Genomic DNA, 16,822 nt, shown 5'->3' on the forward strand with positions numbered 1-16,822 from the left:
TTTTAATAAAAATAACACATCAGGGTTTAATAAATTTATAAGAATATGGCAACACCACGTGAAAGATTTGTAGAAGCCCTAAAATTCTTGCAAGAAATACAGAAAAAGAGGATTGTAGGCATTCATACCGATGATATGCCGAATCGGAAATACCGTGAGATACTTTCCAAGAATGGTTTTATACGAGAGGTAGCTAAAGGATGGTATATCGCCACCAATCCGGAAGAAAAGAATGGTGAGACCACAGCTTGGTATAGCTGTTACTGGGATTTTGTTGCCGTATTTCTCGAAAGAAAATATGGTGATAATTGGTGCCTATCTGCCGATCAGTCACTATTGTTACATGCAGGCAATCACTCAGTACCGCAGCAATTGCTTGTTCGTTCTCCACAAGGAAATAACAATCCTACGCCGCTCCCACATAACACTTCATTATTCAATATGCGTGGAGAACTGCCATCTGCGGATCAGCTTATGGTAACCCCAAACGGTATTCGGATGTACAATCTACAGTCGGCATTGGTATACAGTTCTGCCAGCACGTATACCAGTAACGCTATTGATGCGCGAACAGCACTGTCACTAATACGTGATGCTTCGGAGCTTTTACCTGTACTTCTGGAGAACGGGCATACTACTTTAGCTGGACGCCTAGCGGGCGCTTTCCGCAATATTGACAGGGACAAGGTGGCTAATCAAATTATAGACACCTTTAAGCAGGCAGATTATGATATCCGTGAAGAAGATCCATTTGAAAGCAAACTGGACTTAAAGTTATCCTCGCGAGAACGTTCGCCTTACGCAAACCGTATACGTTTGATGTGGATACAGATGCGCGAAGTTGTAATCAAAAACTTTCCAGCTTCACCTGGCATTCCAGTCAACCATGATTTGTATCTTAAAAATATAGACGATATTTATGTGACAGATGCTTATCATTCACTATCAATTGAGCGTTACCACGTAACGCCCGAACTTATTGCCAAGGTAAGTTCAGGAGAATGGGACGCAAAAGAAAATAAGGAAGACCGTAAACAACGTGATGCGATGGCAGCCAGAGGCTACTATCAGGCTTTTCTATCTGTAAAAGAGAGCATAAAAGCTATTTTGAAAGGAAAAAACGCGGGCGTTCAGGCAGATATAGATCATTCAAAATGGTATAGGGAGCTGTTTGATCCAAGTGTAACTATCGGAATACTAAAAGCCTCAGATCTTGCTGGTTATCGAAACCACCAAGTATATATAGGTAATTCTAAGCATGTACCGCCTAGTGTAGACGCTATGAGAGATACTATGCCTGTTTTGTTTGAACTGCTCGAAGAAGAGCCTGAGGCCTCTGCTAGGGCTATTTTAGGCCATTTTATATTTGTATTCATTCATCCTTACATGGATGGAAACGGACGTATGGGAAGATTCTTAATGAATGCTATGTTGGCTTCTGGAGGTTATCCTTGGACGGTGATACCCGTGGAAAGAAGAGACGAATATATGCAGGCGCTTGAAAAAGCAAGCGTGGAACAGGATATAGAACCTTTTACATCATTTGTTGGTCACCTAATTAGTGAGGGAATAAAAGGAAAATCTGTGGCTGGATTGCCAGAATAAATTTTCTAAAAAACGCTCTTTTGACTTTGTCTCCTTAGGCTAAGTATTAACGTCTAACTGTTTTGATGGATGGATATGGATATCGTATGCAAATATTTCCTTTTCGAGCAGTCGTTAATGATTGCCAAACTCGCTACGCTCGTGCAGATAATTAGTTGACATATAACTTCGGGTTCATCTGCTAAAGTAGGTGTTGCAAACTCCGAACTACAACACCATCTTGAACACACCTATGACCTTGAGATCTGTAGTCTCTTCGTCCCGCAGTATGATAGGTCTGTAAGTCGGGTCGGTAGACTTGGGCAAGAGGATAATCTCTTGATGTTGCCAGCCTTCGTCGGTTATGGTCTTTTTACTAGTATATTCCTTGACCGTATAATTAGCTCCAAAATCACGGTCTTCGAAACTGTCAGACTCGACTAGGCAGATAAGACCATTGCGGGAGCCAGCCTCATAGCGTTCGAAGAGGCAAACGGACCCATTGGGTATAATCTTGTTCATGGACTCTCCTACTACCCTGCAGGCAAAGTAACGCTCCGAATCTTGATACCGCTCATCGACTTCGATATATTGTGTGCTGTCGCTCTGCTGCAACTCGGAGAAGCCGCCTGCTGCGATGGCTAAATCGTAGTAGGAAATAGTGCTCTCACTCGCAGTGGACTTAATGAATATGCTATTCTTTTGCAATTCGAGTGCCTGCTCTGATTGGGACAGAGCTGTAGCTGACACAATCTCCATATGACGGCTCAGGTACGTCTTGAGGTTTTGATTCATCGCATACAAATAAACGCCTTTTATACCTCTGAACATTAACGTTTTGTATATATTCTTAATATAGAACAATAGATCTTTATCATCGGTACTATTCTTTCCGTTAATATCTTGGTATTGGTCGCGGTCGACTACGATTGAATCGGTTTCGGGGTCGTAATCTATCTCATAGCCAAAGACGATGGCAATATAATTGAGATCATTACCAAAGACAGTGTGTATGCTGCCCACTTCTTCTATTGCGTTCTCGGAGTTGATCCAGTCCTTGGCTGATGAATTCCAACGGAGGTCTACTCCCTCTATGGTCATATCATAGAGGTGTCTATTCTTTTTGTCTTTAGTTTTGTACTTCCAACTAAAACCAGCTACTAAACGGGACAGGCCTTCACTTTTTTCTTTTTGGAACACTTGGGCTCGCATACTTACAAAGCTCTCGTAGAGCTTTAATTCGAAGTTGTTGGAATGAAAGCTCTCTTGTGGTAATAACTCCATATCGAACAGTCGATGTACAAAGTCGGTGAACAGATCGCCTCCTTTTGAACGTATCTGAGTCTTCAAATGAATGGTATCATACTGCACGTTGTGTAGCAATGCTTCAAAACGTGCCGATGGCAGATCCGTTTTTTTTATAGATTGATTGCTATCGTAAAAAAGAATCTGATGATCGGACTGCTTTAGTATCCAGTCGAGCTCGGTGCCCTGGTGGATGTCAAAGCCCAATCGCTCGTTGCTATTGTCAAACTCGGCGTAGCCAGAAATATTTTTCCGTTGTTTCAGCCGGTGTGCCTCATCGACCAGCACAATCTTATAACTGCGCTTGGAAATATCAGTTGGTGATATGACCATGCTTGAACTGAGCTGATCGATATCTCTAAATACTTTTTGAAGCGTGCTGCGGAGTGATGCCATGGATACGACAAGTGCAATATCGTTTTTGAGTTCACTTTCGTTGGCTTCGGTGATACCATGTGCTTCCCGATACAGATTGAGCAACCTGAAAGCTTCTATCGAAAATTCATCTTCCATCTCAAACTGTTCGAAATAGCGTATCGGCGTAACGAGTAGTTTGAGTATATAGATGGCTATAATGGTTTTTCCTGTACCTGCATTGCCTTGGATAAACATGCCTTTTTTTTCTGATACAAGCATATTCAAACAGGAAAGTACGGCCTGTTGCTGATCGAGATTGAGACTTTTATAGGGCGAATACTTAAATACATTGCTGTTGATGATCTTCTCGAAAGATGTACGTGCAATCTTGAGTTCTTTAAGCTCTTTCCATATCTTCGGGAAAAGCTCCTCGTATTCTTTCTTCTGGTGGTAATAATGTCCATTATTGCCCAAATTAGCATTAATGAGCGTTAATCCCTTTTCAGCTGAAAACAGATTGATCAGGAATGCTTCGAGATGCAAAGTCACGGATTTATTGAACAAATGAGAATATATGGCATGCCTGACTAACAGGTCTTTTTTTTGTATATGTCTATTGTGATTTGAAAATCTATTTTTGATATCTATGGATTCGCCAATATATATTGACTTTGTGTCATTGAGCAGATAAACAAGCGCACTGTTGTAAAAGTCAAGTTCGCTATCGCTGTCTTTTACCTCTCCGACGCTACCAACTGGAATTATATGTACTTCTTTAATATCAATTTGCGACATGCTATCTCTTATAGTTCGTTGTATTTTTTGGCAGTGCCCTTGGCTTTGTCTACGGGATATTTCTCATTGTTGCGCTTCATCTTGTCCTCGATGATCTGCTTGATATCGAGTCCGTGCTTGTCAGCCAGCAGGATGGCATACATCAAGACATCCGCAAGCTCTTCTTTTAGCTTGTCGGGGTTAGCATCTTCGTTGCCCTTCCACAGAAACAGCTCGAGCAGTTCGCTGGCTTCAATACTGAGTGCCACGGCGAGGTCCTTGGAATTGTGGAACTGTTGCCAGTCTCGCGCATCTCGAAAGTCACGGATCTGCTGTATGAGGTCTTGAATATCTGTCATCGTCTGTGTGTAATAGCTTAAACGCTAAATTTACAAATTTTAATGTAGTCGGGAAGAATTATCGTTCTCTCAGAATCAAAGACACTTGAAATCTAATAGTATTGCATAAAAATACAAGACTGATAGATACCTTTTGTACGGGAAAACCTAATCCTATTAGTTCTACTAAAAAAGAATCAATTGGTGAATGGATGGGGCGTAAGGAGTGTATAAACTGCTTTCCTTTGTCTGTTAAATTAGAATGTTAAGACTTTGACTTTATCATCAAATAGATCGTCTCTTTTGAAAAAACACCGTTTAATAAGATTAACACGTCATGTTTTAATAAAAATAACACAGCAAGGTTTAATAGGATTAACACAGCAGGGTTTAATAAATTTATAAGAATATGGCACTATCTCTTATAGTTCGTTGTATTTTTTGGCAGTGCCCTTGGCTTTGTCTACAGGATGTTTCTCATTGTTGCGCTTCATCTTGTCGTCGGATACTGTACTCTGAAATTTTTACGATCTCCAAGGTTTAATAACTCCTGAAGTTCATGCCTTGTATGCTTGTCCGTCATCACTGATAATAGTGATTCAACTTGGGGGGTGACTTGGGGGTGACTTGAGGGGTGACTTGCTCACTTGATGGCAAAGTAACTCTCAAAAAGTTTTCAGAGAAGTGGAACTATATTTACATACGTAGCAAAGTGCATTTTATGTTGCACAGTTTTAAAAAGTTGTTGAGATACCTCTGTCTTAGCGTTGTAATCGATACTGATCGCAGAGATATCCAATACTGTGCGTCAGAAGATCTTTTTGGATAAGCGCATATCACCGATGCGAGCCACAACACCCCATTGAAGTAGTTGCTTCCTCCAGCTTGCCTGAGCAACTCATCATTCATGGTAAAACCCTTAACAATATACTAACGTATAGGTGCGGTAGCCCATTGGCGGAACTTGGTGCCCTGATGACTTCTGACACGATAGCCTACGGAGATAATAACATCGAGGTTGTAGAACTTAACTGGTTTGTCTGAACCACTAATGTGCAAAATTTGCACATTGCTTTTTTCGTCTAATTCACCATCAGTAAAAACATTACTGATATGCTTTGTAATAACACTCCTTTCTTTCTGAAAGAGATCGGCCATTTGTGCCTGTGTCAACCATACCGTCTCGCCCTCCAATCGTGTCTCGATGCGGGTCAGGCCATCATCGGTCTAATAGATAATAATATCGCTTTGAGGATCCATAATCTAAAAGTTTAAGATATCGTGCAATAAACCATCTGCCTGCTCTTCTAAAGCCAAGTAAAACTAACTAATTTATTATGAGAAGCGTGCGTCATTATGCGATTTTCTGGATTTTATTATTTTACTTTTAGTTGCAAAATAGTTGAAATATCAGGTATAAACAAAGTATCGCAAGGCTGTTAAAGGGCCCTTTGTAAAAGTATTTTCACTATGCTTAGCTCTTATTAACCAAGTTAACACACACACCAAATAAACACCTTTTTACGGGAAGCCATATACACCATATATTGAACATTTATTATACTTATGGGTTAGTTCGCTTCAGTCGGTAATAGTTGCTGCAGGCAATGTCGCAAAAGTACTGTGGTTCATAAACAAGATGTATAAGCCACGGAGTGAAAGGTTACGCCTATTGTTAAAAGTAAAGGATGATAACAATACAATTTATGACAACAAACTCAGAAATCATTTTGAGCATTTCGACGAGCGTATTGATTTAAAAAACGATAAGAAATAGGTAAATTCAATTTTTAATTGCGTCGATTATAACTATATATTCCTGCTCGTTAAATTAATAAAGAAAAAATGATGATAAAAGAAGATAAATTCACTTGGGATATTCAGTTAGCAGGTTATAATCATAACCAAGCAGATAAAAAAGGTAAAACAAATTATAAGGATTTTTTAAACGAGTTTGAATCTTTTCCTTGGCTTGACCAAATTGAGAAAGCAAATCAGTTTCCAGACAAATCAGCACCAACTCTTTCGATTAAAGATTTGAAAACAGCTAAAGACTTTTGGATATCAAATAATCTGTACCTTGATAAGTAAAAGTACAGTTCCTCCAAAGTTTTAGGCTTATTTAGCATATAAGATTCGTTTCTCCTTAAGAAAACAAACTTGATTAGAGTTTTTATTCACACTTCCAGCACTGCTTTTAACTTGTTGAACAATTGGACATGCTTGTCTGGATTGTTCGTTTTTAACTTATCCAGATTAAACAGCTTCCATTTCACACCAGGAAATTCTGAAAAAGAATAAAGACTCCAATCGGGGATGAGGTTTTTAAAATCCAAAAGAAAATGCTTATCCTCTTTAGTTAGCGCCTGGTTAACGATTTTAATTAATTCCAAACGGGAATTTTCGTAATCTTCATAGGTGAAATCTGAACGGGTCATCCCTTCAAACTGATTTTCAAAAGCAATATGTTGGTCAAGCAGATGTGGTGCCAACATTTCATTCATGGGTCTTTCACTGCACAATAACATCAGCAAAAAACCCTCCTTGATTTCTTGAGTGAACCCTTCATTTTCCAAAAGATACTTGACGTCAAACAGATCTCTTGGGTGCTGTCGGTCTAGCGCTGCGCATATCTTTCCCCCATATAGCTGTCCCAGTGACACGGTGGATATTTCACAGAAAGCATCAAAGGTTTCCTGTGCCTTCTCACATAATACACGACGTTCGGGATTGCCGAACAAACCACGGTTCATTACGCTTACTTCAATTTTGACAACAACGTTTTTTACACTTACGATCAGCTTGTACTCTTTTTCTCTGATATCGGTAACGGCATAGGGTATTATTCTTTTGATATTCGAAGCAATGTTACCGAGTTCTTTCAAAATATTGGAAAGTGAAGTCTCACGGTCTGCTATGGGAATATAGGTAAGATCTATATCCACCGACAACCTTAACATATTACGTACAAACAGATTGATACATGTCCCGCCATGCAGGGCAAAGCGCTCTACTTTGGCTACCTCTGGTAGTACCTGCAATAAGAGCGCTACTTGCTTTTCATATCGTTCTTTGTTCATATGTAAATAATTATTTCATGAGCTCGCAAGCTCGGTTTGTCTTTCAGTTGTGATGAAGCTCTCAGATTCATTCATAACTTGTTTCTTAGCTGTATTCATGAACTCGTTTCATTCGGTTTGAATTCATTATGATGGTTTCATACTTAGGATATGTCGGGTACCGTTATCTGATATTTAGGTATGTATATACCGTTTTTCACAAGGCTACGCTTCCCCTTTCCAAGGTCGATGTCATCTGTCTTTACGTATTTGAACCATGTATGACCGGCTTTATCGGCGAAGTACAGGAATAACCGTTTTACTTTTACAGAGCTGCACTGCTTCAAAAGCGCTTCTACTTTTTGTGGCACGAGATTATTCAACCCTTCCATCAGTTCGTAACATTCTTTAAGGTCTGTATGCTCCTCTGCAAGATATAAACACTCCATCATGGCACGTGGCGCCCCTGATATTTTTATACTAAAATTACTCACGTTATAATCTACAAGCCCCATTTCTGGAGGTAACATAGAAGTGGTATGATAAGCTATTTCCACATCCCAATTATACTTAGCAAACCATGCGGGTAATTCCTCTTTAAGAGCGCCGAAGACGGTTGCTTTACGAGCACCCATTTCTAAGTAATGTGATCTACCCGATAATGCCAATGCTGTTTTACCCCCAGGATGTACGGACATTTTTGCATACTCCTGCAACGCGTATAATGCCCCCAGATACCCGACACTATCTCCTGGGCGAATCATAGCGCCACTGCCTATTGATTTAAGCCAATTGCTTTTTCGATAGGCTTTTTGAAGATCATAGCTGTAACCATTGTCAGCGAGCCACTTGGATAGATAAACAACTCCTGCGGGAAGCTCGGTCATCAGCTTGTTTATTTTACTCTGTATAACAGTATTCATACTTCCTTTTTTCTAAACAAAATAAACTAAAAAATGATTTTGTTTATTTAAATAGATATAAAGGTATTAAAAATACCTTAAACCCGTCCATAATAAACTTATGGTTTATTAAACTATCTCCTTTTATTACCATCATTCTGGCATTATCGTCTACACTTTTTCCTTCTCTTCACCCTATTAGCAAATGCATATTCAAGTCTCCTACAAGATGCATGCAGTCTAATAAGAAATCAAATAATAGGGTGTGAAAGATAGTAACGTGCATATTATTGTTTTGCAAAAAAGTGTTGTCTATCCTTCGACAGGCTCAGGATGACACTAGGCTTGTCGGGGATGGTTAATGCAATATAAGCTGTATTCTACTCTTTTTTCCCTCTCCTACTTCGCTACTAACTCTTTTCCTAATCTTGCCCATCTTCCGTCTCTGGAGCATTTATCTCACTCAATACCAACGCTTGCAATTCAGCTTTGGGTTTCATAATTTGATATTCTGCTACATCTATAGGCTTATTAATATCTTGCATGGCAATCTCTACATCGACACGCTCTTTGAACTGCTGCTCTAAAGAATCTTGGTTAATAATAAATTTTGGTCTCTCCTATTCCCATATCCATATTCTAGCCTCTTACAAGATACCTGAAATTTAATAGTGAATCAAATAATATGCGCAATAATACAAGGCTGATAATTGGTTGTTGTACGGGAAGCCGTAGCGCTATTGGCTTTACTAAAAAAATCAATTGGTGAATGGATGGGGCGTAAGGACTGTATAAACTGCTTTCCTTTGTCTGTTAAATTAGAATGTTAAGACTTTGACTTTATCATCAAATAGATCGTCTCTTTTGAAAAAACACCGTTTAATAAGATTAACACGTCATGTTTTAATAAAAATAACACAGCAAGGTTTAATAAGATTAACACAGCAGGGTTTAATAAATTTATAAGAATATGGCACTATCTCTTATAGTTCGTTGTATTTTTTGGCAGTGCCCTTGGCTTTGTCTACGGGATATTTCTCATTGTTGCGCTTCATCTTGTCGTCGGATACTGTACTCTGAAATTTTTACGATCTCCAAGGTTTAATAACTCCTGAAGTTCATGCCTTGTATGCTTGTCCGTCATCACTGATAATAGTGATTCAACTTGGGGGCTGACTTGGGGGGTGACTTGAGGGGTGACTTGAGGGGTGACTTGCTCACTTGATGGCAAAGTAACTCTCAAAAAGTTTTCAGAGAAGTGGAACTATATTTACATACGTAGCAAAGTGCATTTTATGTTGCACAGTTTTAAAAAGTGCTGCGAGACCTCTGTCTTGGCGTTGTAATCGATACTGGTCGCAGAGATATCCAATACTGTGCGTCAGAAGATCTTTTTGGATAAGCGCATATCACCGATGCGAGCCACAACACCCCATTGAAGTAGTTGCTTCCTCCAGCTTGCTTGAGCAACTCATCATTCATGGTAAAGCCCTTGACAATATACTAACGTATAGGTGCGGTAGCCCATTGGCGGAACTTGGTGCCCTGATGACTTCTGACACGATAGCCTACGGAGATAATAACATCGAGGTTGTAGAACTTAACTGGTTTGTCTGAACCACTAATGTGCAAAATTTGCACATTGCTTTTTTTCGTCTAATTCACCATCAGTAAAAACTAGTCCGCCTACTAACTTCGATAAGAGTTTTTTCAATATTCCAAATACTTCATTTGTATACTACTCTCTGTTATCCAATCTGGCAGCTTATTCCACAACAACTCATCGATATCTGCACAGGACATAGCACTATGCTGTGATATGGCTTTTAACATGAGATCAAGTAGACACCTTACATTACTAACATTTTTAGTTATCGTTTTTTTTTCGTTAACTTAGTATAAGCTAAATATTTGAGCTTAATTATTAACCTTCTAAAACATTTATTATGATGGAATATGATAAACTTAATGAAATAGAAATATACAAATCTTCTGATGCTGAGATTGAGGTTCAGGTAACACTTCAAGGCGATACGGTCTGGCTAAACAGGCATCAAATGGCATTGTTGTTTGACCGTGATGTAAAGACTATAGGTAAGCATATCAATACTGTATTCAAAGATGGGGAATTGGAAGAGAATTCAACTGTCGCAAAATTTGCGACAGTTCAAAAAGAGGGCACACGAACAGTAGAAAGAGACATAGAATATTACAACTTGGACGTTATCATTTCCGTCGGCTACAGGGTGAAATCGAAAAGAGGTACGCAGTTTCGGCAATGGGCTACGCAGCGTTTGAAAGATTATCTAGTGCAGGGGTATGCTATTAACGAAAAGCGTCTTGCTGAAAAAAAACAACAGGTGGAATATCTGAAGACAGGTATCAAAATCTTAAGCCGGGCTATTGCTCAACAGGCATCTACAGAAGATAGTGAAGCATTAGAAATATTCGCTAACGGCCTTCAGCTATTGGACGACTATGATCATGAACAGCTAGACATGAAGGGAATAACACTAAAAGACACCATCTACCCTTCGATCAATGAATATCTAAATGTCGTACATCGAATGAAGTCGGATTTCGATTCTGATGTATTTGCCAAGCCTAAAGACAGAAGCTTTGAAAGCTCCGTAAATCAGATTCAACAGACTTTTGACAACGAAGAGCTGTACCCTACTATTGAAGAAAAAGCCGCCATGTTGCTGTATCTTGTTGTAAAAAACCACTCATTTGTTGATGGCAATAAACGTATTGCAGCGGCTTGCTTTCTCCATTTTCTGAATAAAAACAATCTTCTGTTTTCTCCGAACGGACAAGCTGCCATCAGCAACGAGGCATTGGCTGCTCTTACTTTATTTGTAGCTACTAGTAAATCGGATGAGATGGAAACTGTAAAAATGTTTATCATTAGTATTCTAAATAGAAGTATCCCTATCACAAGACCATCTTGAATACACCAATGAGCTGAAGGTCTAGTGGATGATGAGAGTATAATAATTACCTCAGGAATGAATTCATTGCAACATGGGCTTGCGGTTGAGAGCCTATAACTCGGCCAACTCTAACGATATGATTGAGAATATCGAACCCTTTTTTTCTCAGTTATACCTATTATTAAAAGTAAAAAATGATAATAAACGATAAAAGGATACTTATATTCATATATCGTTATTTTTAGCTACCTTACGGTATACAATGAAAAAGTTCATCACACTTATTGCACTATCTTTCCTTTTATTGGTAGGCTGTGCAGGTTCTAGACATTTTAATATAAAAGACGTTGAAAGTGGCTTTGTGAATACAACAAAAGAAGATATAAAGTATTATGACCTGAAAGAAAAAAAGGATACCACAACCTTTATTGTTTTAAGTGATGACTATGATAAAAAGAAGCCCGTATTAATTTTTCTTCAAGGCTCTCTCCCTGTGCCATTATTGTTAAAAGCTTATGATGAGAATCATCAAATGGTTTTTTCTTTCTTAGAAAAAGAAACAGTTGACACACTAAAAAAAGAGTATCATCTCGTGGCTATATCTATGCCGACAGTTCCACTAATTGTAAATATGGAAAATGTTGATGATAGAATTGCTTATGTTAAAGAAAAAGAACCAGAAAGCGTATTTGATCCTGCATATCATGAAGCAAATGTGCTGGCAAATTATGTAAGAAGAACCAAAGGAGTTATTGACTTTCTGAGCAAGCAACAGTGGGTAGATAAAAGTCATATTTCGTTATTTGGACATTCGCAAGGAGCAAAAGTGGCTATAGTAACAGCTGTAGATAATAAAAAAGTACGTAAAGTAGGCTTCTCGGGCGGAAATCCTTTTGGCAGAACTGACCACACTATCCGTGAATATAGGTACGATGCAATACAGGGGAGAGCTACACACGAGCAGGTGCAGCACGCCGTTGACTACTTTTATAAAGCATGGGAAGATATGACAGCGAACCCAAACGCAAAAGAAACAAAATATGCTGATGCAAATAGAACGTGGTTGAGTTTTGATGAACCACTTATTCCCTACTTCTTAAAAGTCAAGCAACCGATATATGTTTGCTATGGCACAATGGATCCAAAATCGGTGATGTCCGATGTTTTGCCTTTTTACTTTACAACGGCAAAGAAAAAGAATTTAACGATGCGTCCATATCCGGGACTGGAACACAACTATTATAAACTCGATGAAAACTTCAAGAGCACAGACGAAACTCTTTGGAACGAAGTAATTATGGAGTTCATGAGATGGGATTTCGAATAAAATCAAGAAAAGAAAAAGCATCAATATTGAAGAGTCTATATGATACAGTACTGAAATAGCTTGACCTATTGGTCAATAACTTTAGTGTACTTTAGTCTGGAACGGTGGGTATAATTTTGTTGCAATATTCCATAGGTGTATATTTACATAGATTAAAATTTCAATTAACACACATCAATTATAACATAATGAAAAGCAAACTCTTACAAATTTTTATTTTTTTAATTATTGGAATCGTACCAGCACATTCACAATCTCATTTGGAAAGTCTAGAACGTATTAAAGAGCATAATTCAAAACTAATGGAGAGCCTTTCTGAAGGGGCTTACAACGATTTCGCACAAGGGATTAAACTAGTTACTAATATAGCACATAATGCAGACTTTACTAAACAAGTAGAAGTGTACTGGAGCGGTTTATCTACCAAACTGGGAGACTTAAGTGACTATGAAATCATTTCTGAAACCACGATTGGTAAGCGCCTATTTATCGCCAACATATTCTTATATTATGATTTATTCCCTGTTTTATTACGACTTTCATATTATAAGAATAAGAAGGGTTGGGTGTTAATAAACCTTAAAAGCGAAGAAAATGTAGAAAATTATTTGAAAGAAATAAAGCAATAGGAAGGAGCTTTCAAAAGGTTTATTTATTTGTGTCGTTGAGAACAAAATCATCAGTCATCATAGTGGAATCCCAATGAATCAGGTTGGCAGAGCTCGAGTTCTTCTTTACAAACTGTTCAAAACCCGCCTTTGAGAGACAGACCTCTCACATCGTAATAATATTCGTAAAACTCATAGTAATCTAACACCTTCCGAGTTATTGCAGAAAGTGGAATGATCTGCACCTGGCTACTAACCAAACCATTTATCTTGGTTGTAGACGATAGAAATTGTTGACTGTCCCCTAAAGATGGAAAAAGGGTTAATATGGCGAAGATATTCCGTAAAGCAGCTATTGAGCAGATTTGCCAATTATTTCAGTGCTATATTTAACTCTTTCTTGTCTTTTTACGATTTCTAGTACTCCCATGTCAAGGCTCTACTTCTTAACAAGCTCAGCCCGAACATCCTCGACCATAGCTACAGTTGTCTCGGCGATACTGGCAATCTGCTGATCAGAAAAATCAGTTTGGTTGATCAGATTGCGAATAAAAGATCGTTTTTCAGCTACCGCACGCTTACGCTCTTCAAGACGTCCTTTTTCAAGTCCCTTTGCTAGACCAGACTCTCTTTCTTGTCTTTTTACGATTTCTAATACTCCCATGTCAATAGTGCCTCCTGTCACTTCATAAATGTATGTATCAAAGATACTGTTTATTTCATTATCACGGATAAAGATAAAATTTTTCAAGAAGATTAAAAAACTGATAATCCGATCTTTATCGTATTTCTGCGTATCGATCAAAGCACGGGCTATCGTGCTAGGATCGGCCGCAAGTTCCTCCTCTGGCACTTTACCTTCAAGCAAAGCTTTACGGCAAGCCAGCACGATATAGGCGAAGATATTGTCCATAGCAAGAAGCTCGCCCTCCTCGTGGTCTAAAATGTGGTAAGAAAGATAGTTAAAATAGTGCGACGTTTTTATACCATCGTATACATACTTGCCGGGGCGAACCTGCTTATCATCTCCAGTAAAAATGGCAATAGTTTCGACAGGTACATTGTAACGATCCAGAATACGGTAGTTGTACTGGAAGATACGGAAGGAAAAATTAGGGTCGCTCCCACCCTCGATTTCGGTATGCACGAGGAGCCAGCGCTCGGCACCATCGAGTAGAAAAACTTTGACCAACAGATCGGCAATACGGGTGCTACTCTTGCGATCCCGATCGGGGATAATCTTTAAAAGCTCTTTATCCAGAAAGGTGATACCTTTAGGAAAATCAAACAGCTGATCGGCTTCCGCATACATAAAACGCAGGAAATCGGGAAAGTTCTCTTTAAAGATGCCTTTCAACAACTCGTCGTTCTTACGGTGCGGAATCTCGGTTTTTTCGGCAGAGCCACGACCTGCAGATTGCTTGCTATCCTTAGACATAATTAATTGATTTATTTACAATTAGCAACACTAAAATAGTAAATAAAAAAACGTATTACCAAAAATATTAGCAATAAATGTCAAATAACAATACAAACAAGATTTACTGTGTTCTTGACTTCAAGACAGCACGCTACTAAAACCTACAGCTTCTCATGTCTCAATTTTTTAATACCTTTGCATACGAAAATCCTCCACATCATCATGAAGAATAGCACAAAAATCACCAACGCCAGTATTGAATCAGCAGGATTGCCGAAAGATCCTAAATATGCTATTGCTGAATATATCTGGAATGGCTTTGATGCTAAAGCAAGCCATATAAATATTAAGATAAGTAGTAATGAACTAGGCTATATTGAGCGAATTTCTATCATAGACAACGGAGATGGCATAGACCCTAAACTATTAAATCATTCTTTTGGTAATTTTTTAGATTCTTTAAAGAAAACAAGTCCAAAGCGCAGCTCATACACCCGAGGTAAAAAAGGAAAAGGCAGGTTCTCTTTCTCTCTTTTTGCAGCTCGAGCCAGCTGGCATACGATCATAACGGAGGAGAATGCGTTTAGAGAGTATAGTATACGTATTGCTAGAGACACTAAAGAAGTATATGAAATCACGGAGCCACAAAAGTCAACGGCTGATTGTACAGGAACCACAGTAACACTACATGGTGTATTTGGACTCAATGCATCGACATTTGAATCCGATGAATTTATCGATTTTTTAGCACAGGAATTTGGATGGTTTTTACACCTCAACAAAGATTTGGGATACACTATTCAAATAAATGGAACCCCGCTTTCTTACGAGCAACTTATTCAAGAAACTGAAACGACGTCAATTACCATTTATACCGAAAAAGAAAACTCGTATCTGTTCAAGATAAATTATATACGCTGGAAACATAGCATCGGTGACCGCTACTACTATTACTTGCTGAATAGCCAAAAAACAGAAGTTGCAAAAGTGTTAAGCAGCTTTAACAATAATGCTATTGAATACCACCATTCCGTATATGTAGAGTCCGTCTTTTTTGACCATTTTGAGCAATCGGATATCTTACTATCTAACGACTCTAACTTATTTAGCGAAAAAGAACAGCAAGTAGTTTATCGCCGATTAATTGCCGAACTTCGAGATCTTTTGGAAAGGAAACAAAAGAAATATATTCGCGAGCAGGCTGTAGAGATAAAATTGAAAGAGCTGGTACAAAAACAAATATTACCGCAGTATACGGATTCGACACCAGATCAGCAAAGAAAAGAAACCTTACTAAAACTGATACAGGAACTCTATATAGCCGACCCTCGTGTTTTTGTGGGGATAAAAACGGACCTTGTACGCACATACCTTGGCTTTCTAGATTTATTGTTGCAAACTGAACGCAAAACAGAAATACTGCCTATTATCCAGCAGTCTATTCCACTTTCGGATAAAGAAAAAGAACGCATAAGGCTTTTGTTAAAGTAAAGATGTTCTTATGTGCTGCATAATTTATCAAAAGTGCTACTTTTTTATTCGTTTATTCGATTTTTAAAGTCCATTCGTTCGTGCAAAATTCTAATTACTTCAATATCGTCAGTTTCTAGTTTTCGATAAAAGATAATATGCTTACCAATGGGAGTTCCAAAAATTTCAATCGATATTTTATGGTAGCTTTTGCCAATTGCTGGATTGTTTGTAATTTTTTGACAAGTTTCTATTAACAATTCATAATAAGTATCTGCTTGACTTTCTGACCACACTTCATAGGTGTAATCCCAAATATCAGAAATATCTTCAACAGCTTTATTTGTTAGAATGTATTTAGCCATTTATCCTCTTATTGGCTTTTAACGTTTCTAAGTGCTTTTTAGGATCGAAATTTTCAGAAAGCCCACTATCAATTCCTTCTTGAACTGCGTTTTTTAAAATTTGAACTTTATTCTCCTCTTCTTCAAGTAATCGCAGACCAGCACGAATTACTTCACTGGCGTTTTTATAGCGTCCTTCCGCAATTCTGTTTTGTACAAAATCTTCAAAATAATTTCCTAATGATACTGATGTATTACGTCCCATAACTTTACCTTTATTTAAAGATACCAAATATTGGTAACCGCTGCAAAATTTTATTAGACGATTGTATCGTACAAAAAAATTAAGCACTTCTATCACAGCAAAACCTATCATTTGCGCAAGAAGATCAAAGCCCATA

At 38.3% G+C, this 16,822-nt stretch carries 18 protein-coding genes and 1 pseudogene; 6 read left to right on the plus strand and 13 right to left on the minus strand.

Features of this window, described 5'->3' with window-relative positions; all coding sequences use genetic code 11:
* Nucleotides 1-45 precede the first annotated feature (45 nt).
* Nucleotides 46-1,605, plus strand: a complete 1,560-nt coding sequence (locus tag ORI89_RS05445) for a Fic family protein (protein ID WP_268229428.1) — start codon at nucleotides 46-48, stop codon at nucleotides 1,603-1,605.
* Between the two features lie 207 nt (nucleotides 1,606-1,812).
* On the opposite strand, the gene ORI89_RS05450 is transcribed toward ORI89_RS05445, so the two are convergent.
* The 5 genes and pseudogenes from ORI89_RS05450 to rhuM (ORI89_RS05460) form a co-directional block, all read right to left on the minus strand.
* Nucleotides 1,813-4,041, minus strand: a complete 2,229-nt coding sequence (locus tag ORI89_RS05450) for a DNA/RNA helicase domain-containing protein (protein WP_268229429.1) — start codon at nucleotides 4,039-4,041, stop codon at nucleotides 1,813-1,815.
* Between the two features lie 8 nt (nucleotides 4,042-4,049).
* Nucleotides 4,050-4,379, minus strand: coding sequence for a nucleotide pyrophosphohydrolase (locus ORI89_RS05455; RefSeq protein WP_079645741.1), 330 nt, complete (start codon nucleotides 4,377-4,379; stop codon nucleotides 4,050-4,052).
* A gap of 469 nt (nucleotides 4,380-4,848) precedes the next feature.
* Nucleotides 4,849-4,956 (minus strand): annotated as a pseudogene (locus ORI89_RS19240) (hypothetical protein); the annotation flags it as partial.
* 78 nt (nucleotides 4,957-5,034) lie between these two features.
* Nucleotides 5,035-5,157, minus strand: coding sequence for a hypothetical protein (locus tag ORI89_RS19245; RefSeq protein ID WP_442800870.1), 123 nt, complete (start codon nucleotides 5,155-5,157; stop codon nucleotides 5,035-5,037).
* 131 nt (nucleotides 5,158-5,288) lie between these two features.
* The gene (rhuM, locus tag ORI89_RS05460) at nucleotides 5,289-5,552 is read right to left on the minus strand and encodes a RhuM family protein (protein WP_268229430.1); all 264 of its coding nucleotides are present in this window, start codon (nucleotides 5,550-5,552) and stop codon (nucleotides 5,289-5,291) included.
* Nucleotides 5,553-6,203: 651 nt separating this feature from the next.
* Here rhuM (ORI89_RS05460) and ORI89_RS05465 point away from each other — a divergent pair.
* Entirely contained in the window at nucleotides 6,204-6,449 is a 246-nt protein-coding gene (locus ORI89_RS05465) for a hypothetical protein (protein ID WP_268229431.1), read from the plus strand.
* Between the two features lie 86 nt (nucleotides 6,450-6,535).
* On the opposite strand, the gene ORI89_RS05470 is transcribed toward ORI89_RS05465, so the two are convergent.
* From ORI89_RS05470 to rhuM (ORI89_RS05485), 5 genes are all read right to left on the minus strand, one after another.
* On the minus strand, nucleotides 6,536-7,438 hold the full coding sequence (locus tag ORI89_RS05470) for a nucleotidyl transferase AbiEii/AbiGii toxin family protein (RefSeq protein ID WP_268229432.1): 903 nt from the start codon (nucleotides 7,436-7,438) through the stop codon (nucleotides 6,536-6,538).
* Nucleotides 7,439-7,581: 143 nt separating this feature from the next.
* The gene (locus ORI89_RS05475; RefSeq protein ID WP_268229433.1) at nucleotides 7,582-8,340 is read right to left on the minus strand and encodes a type IV toxin-antitoxin system AbiEi family antitoxin; all 759 of its coding nucleotides are present in this window, start codon (nucleotides 8,338-8,340) and stop codon (nucleotides 7,582-7,584) included.
* 401 nt (nucleotides 8,341-8,741) lie between these two features.
* Entirely contained in the window at nucleotides 8,742-8,864 is a 123-nt protein-coding gene (locus tag ORI89_RS05480; RefSeq protein ID WP_268229434.1) for a hypothetical protein, read from the minus strand.
* Nucleotides 8,865-9,370: 506 nt separating this feature from the next.
* Nucleotides 9,371-9,562 carry a Fic family protein gene (locus tag ORI89_RS19250; RefSeq protein WP_442800871.1) on the minus strand — a complete coding sequence of 64 codons (192 nt, stop codon included), beginning with the start codon at nucleotides 9,560-9,562 and terminating at the stop codon, nucleotides 9,371-9,373.
* A gap of 260 nt (nucleotides 9,563-9,822) precedes the next feature.
* Nucleotides 9,823-9,960: a RhuM family protein gene (gene rhuM, locus ORI89_RS05485; RefSeq protein ID WP_268229435.1), complete on the minus strand. Its 138-nt coding sequence runs from the start codon at nucleotides 9,958-9,960 to the stop codon at nucleotides 9,823-9,825.
* Nucleotides 9,961-10,265: 305 nt separating this feature from the next.
* Here rhuM (ORI89_RS05485) and rhuM (ORI89_RS05490) point away from each other — a divergent pair, with 305 nt between their 5' ends.
* From rhuM (ORI89_RS05490) to ORI89_RS05500, 3 genes are all read left to right on the plus strand, one after another.
* Nucleotides 10,266-11,270, plus strand: coding sequence for a RhuM family protein (gene rhuM, locus ORI89_RS05490; RefSeq protein ID WP_268229436.1), 1,005 nt, complete (start codon nucleotides 10,266-10,268; stop codon nucleotides 11,268-11,270).
* A gap of 244 nt (nucleotides 11,271-11,514) precedes the next feature.
* Nucleotides 11,515-12,579 carry an alpha/beta hydrolase family protein gene (locus tag ORI89_RS05495; protein WP_268229437.1) on the plus strand — a complete coding sequence of 355 codons (1,065 nt, stop codon included), beginning with the start codon at nucleotides 11,515-11,517 and terminating at the stop codon, nucleotides 12,577-12,579.
* Between the two features lie 188 nt (nucleotides 12,580-12,767).
* The gene (locus ORI89_RS05500) at nucleotides 12,768-13,208 is read left to right on the plus strand and encodes a hypothetical protein (RefSeq protein ID WP_268229438.1); all 441 of its coding nucleotides are present in this window, start codon (nucleotides 12,768-12,770) and stop codon (nucleotides 13,206-13,208) included.
* A 418-nt stretch (nucleotides 13,209-13,626) separates the two neighbouring features.
* On the opposite strand, the gene ORI89_RS05505 is transcribed toward ORI89_RS05500, so the two are convergent.
* Nucleotides 13,627-14,625, minus strand: a complete 999-nt coding sequence (locus tag ORI89_RS05505; RefSeq protein ID WP_268229439.1) for a hypothetical protein — start codon at nucleotides 14,623-14,625, stop codon at nucleotides 13,627-13,629.
* Between the two features lie 204 nt (nucleotides 14,626-14,829).
* On the opposite strand from ORI89_RS05505, the gene ORI89_RS05510 reads away from it, so the two are divergent.
* Nucleotides 14,830-16,098 carry an ATP-binding protein gene (locus ORI89_RS05510; protein WP_268229440.1) on the plus strand — a complete coding sequence of 423 codons (1,269 nt, stop codon included), beginning with the start codon at nucleotides 14,830-14,832 and terminating at the stop codon, nucleotides 16,096-16,098.
* A 44-nt stretch (nucleotides 16,099-16,142) separates the two neighbouring features.
* Here the strand turns inward: ORI89_RS05510 and ORI89_RS05515 are convergent, their stop codons facing one another.
* Both ORI89_RS05515 and ORI89_RS05520 read right to left on the minus strand, forming a co-directional pair.
* On the minus strand, nucleotides 16,143-16,442 hold the full coding sequence (locus tag ORI89_RS05515) for a type II toxin-antitoxin system RelE/ParE family toxin (protein WP_268229441.1): 300 nt from the start codon (nucleotides 16,440-16,442) through the stop codon (nucleotides 16,143-16,145).
* The gene (locus ORI89_RS05520; protein ID WP_268229442.1) at nucleotides 16,435-16,821 is read right to left on the minus strand and encodes a type II toxin-antitoxin system ParD family antitoxin; all 387 of its coding nucleotides are present in this window, start codon (nucleotides 16,819-16,821) and stop codon (nucleotides 16,435-16,437) included. Before ORI89_RS05520 ends, ORI89_RS05515 begins: the two co-directional genes overlap by 8 nt.
* Between the last annotated feature and the right edge of the window lies 1 nt (nucleotide 16,822).

The organism is Sphingobacterium sp. UT-1RO-CII-1, assembly GCF_026711005.1.
In the GTDB taxonomy this organism is placed as follows: Bacteria; Bacteroidota; Bacteroidia; order Sphingobacteriales; family Sphingobacteriaceae; genus Sphingobacterium.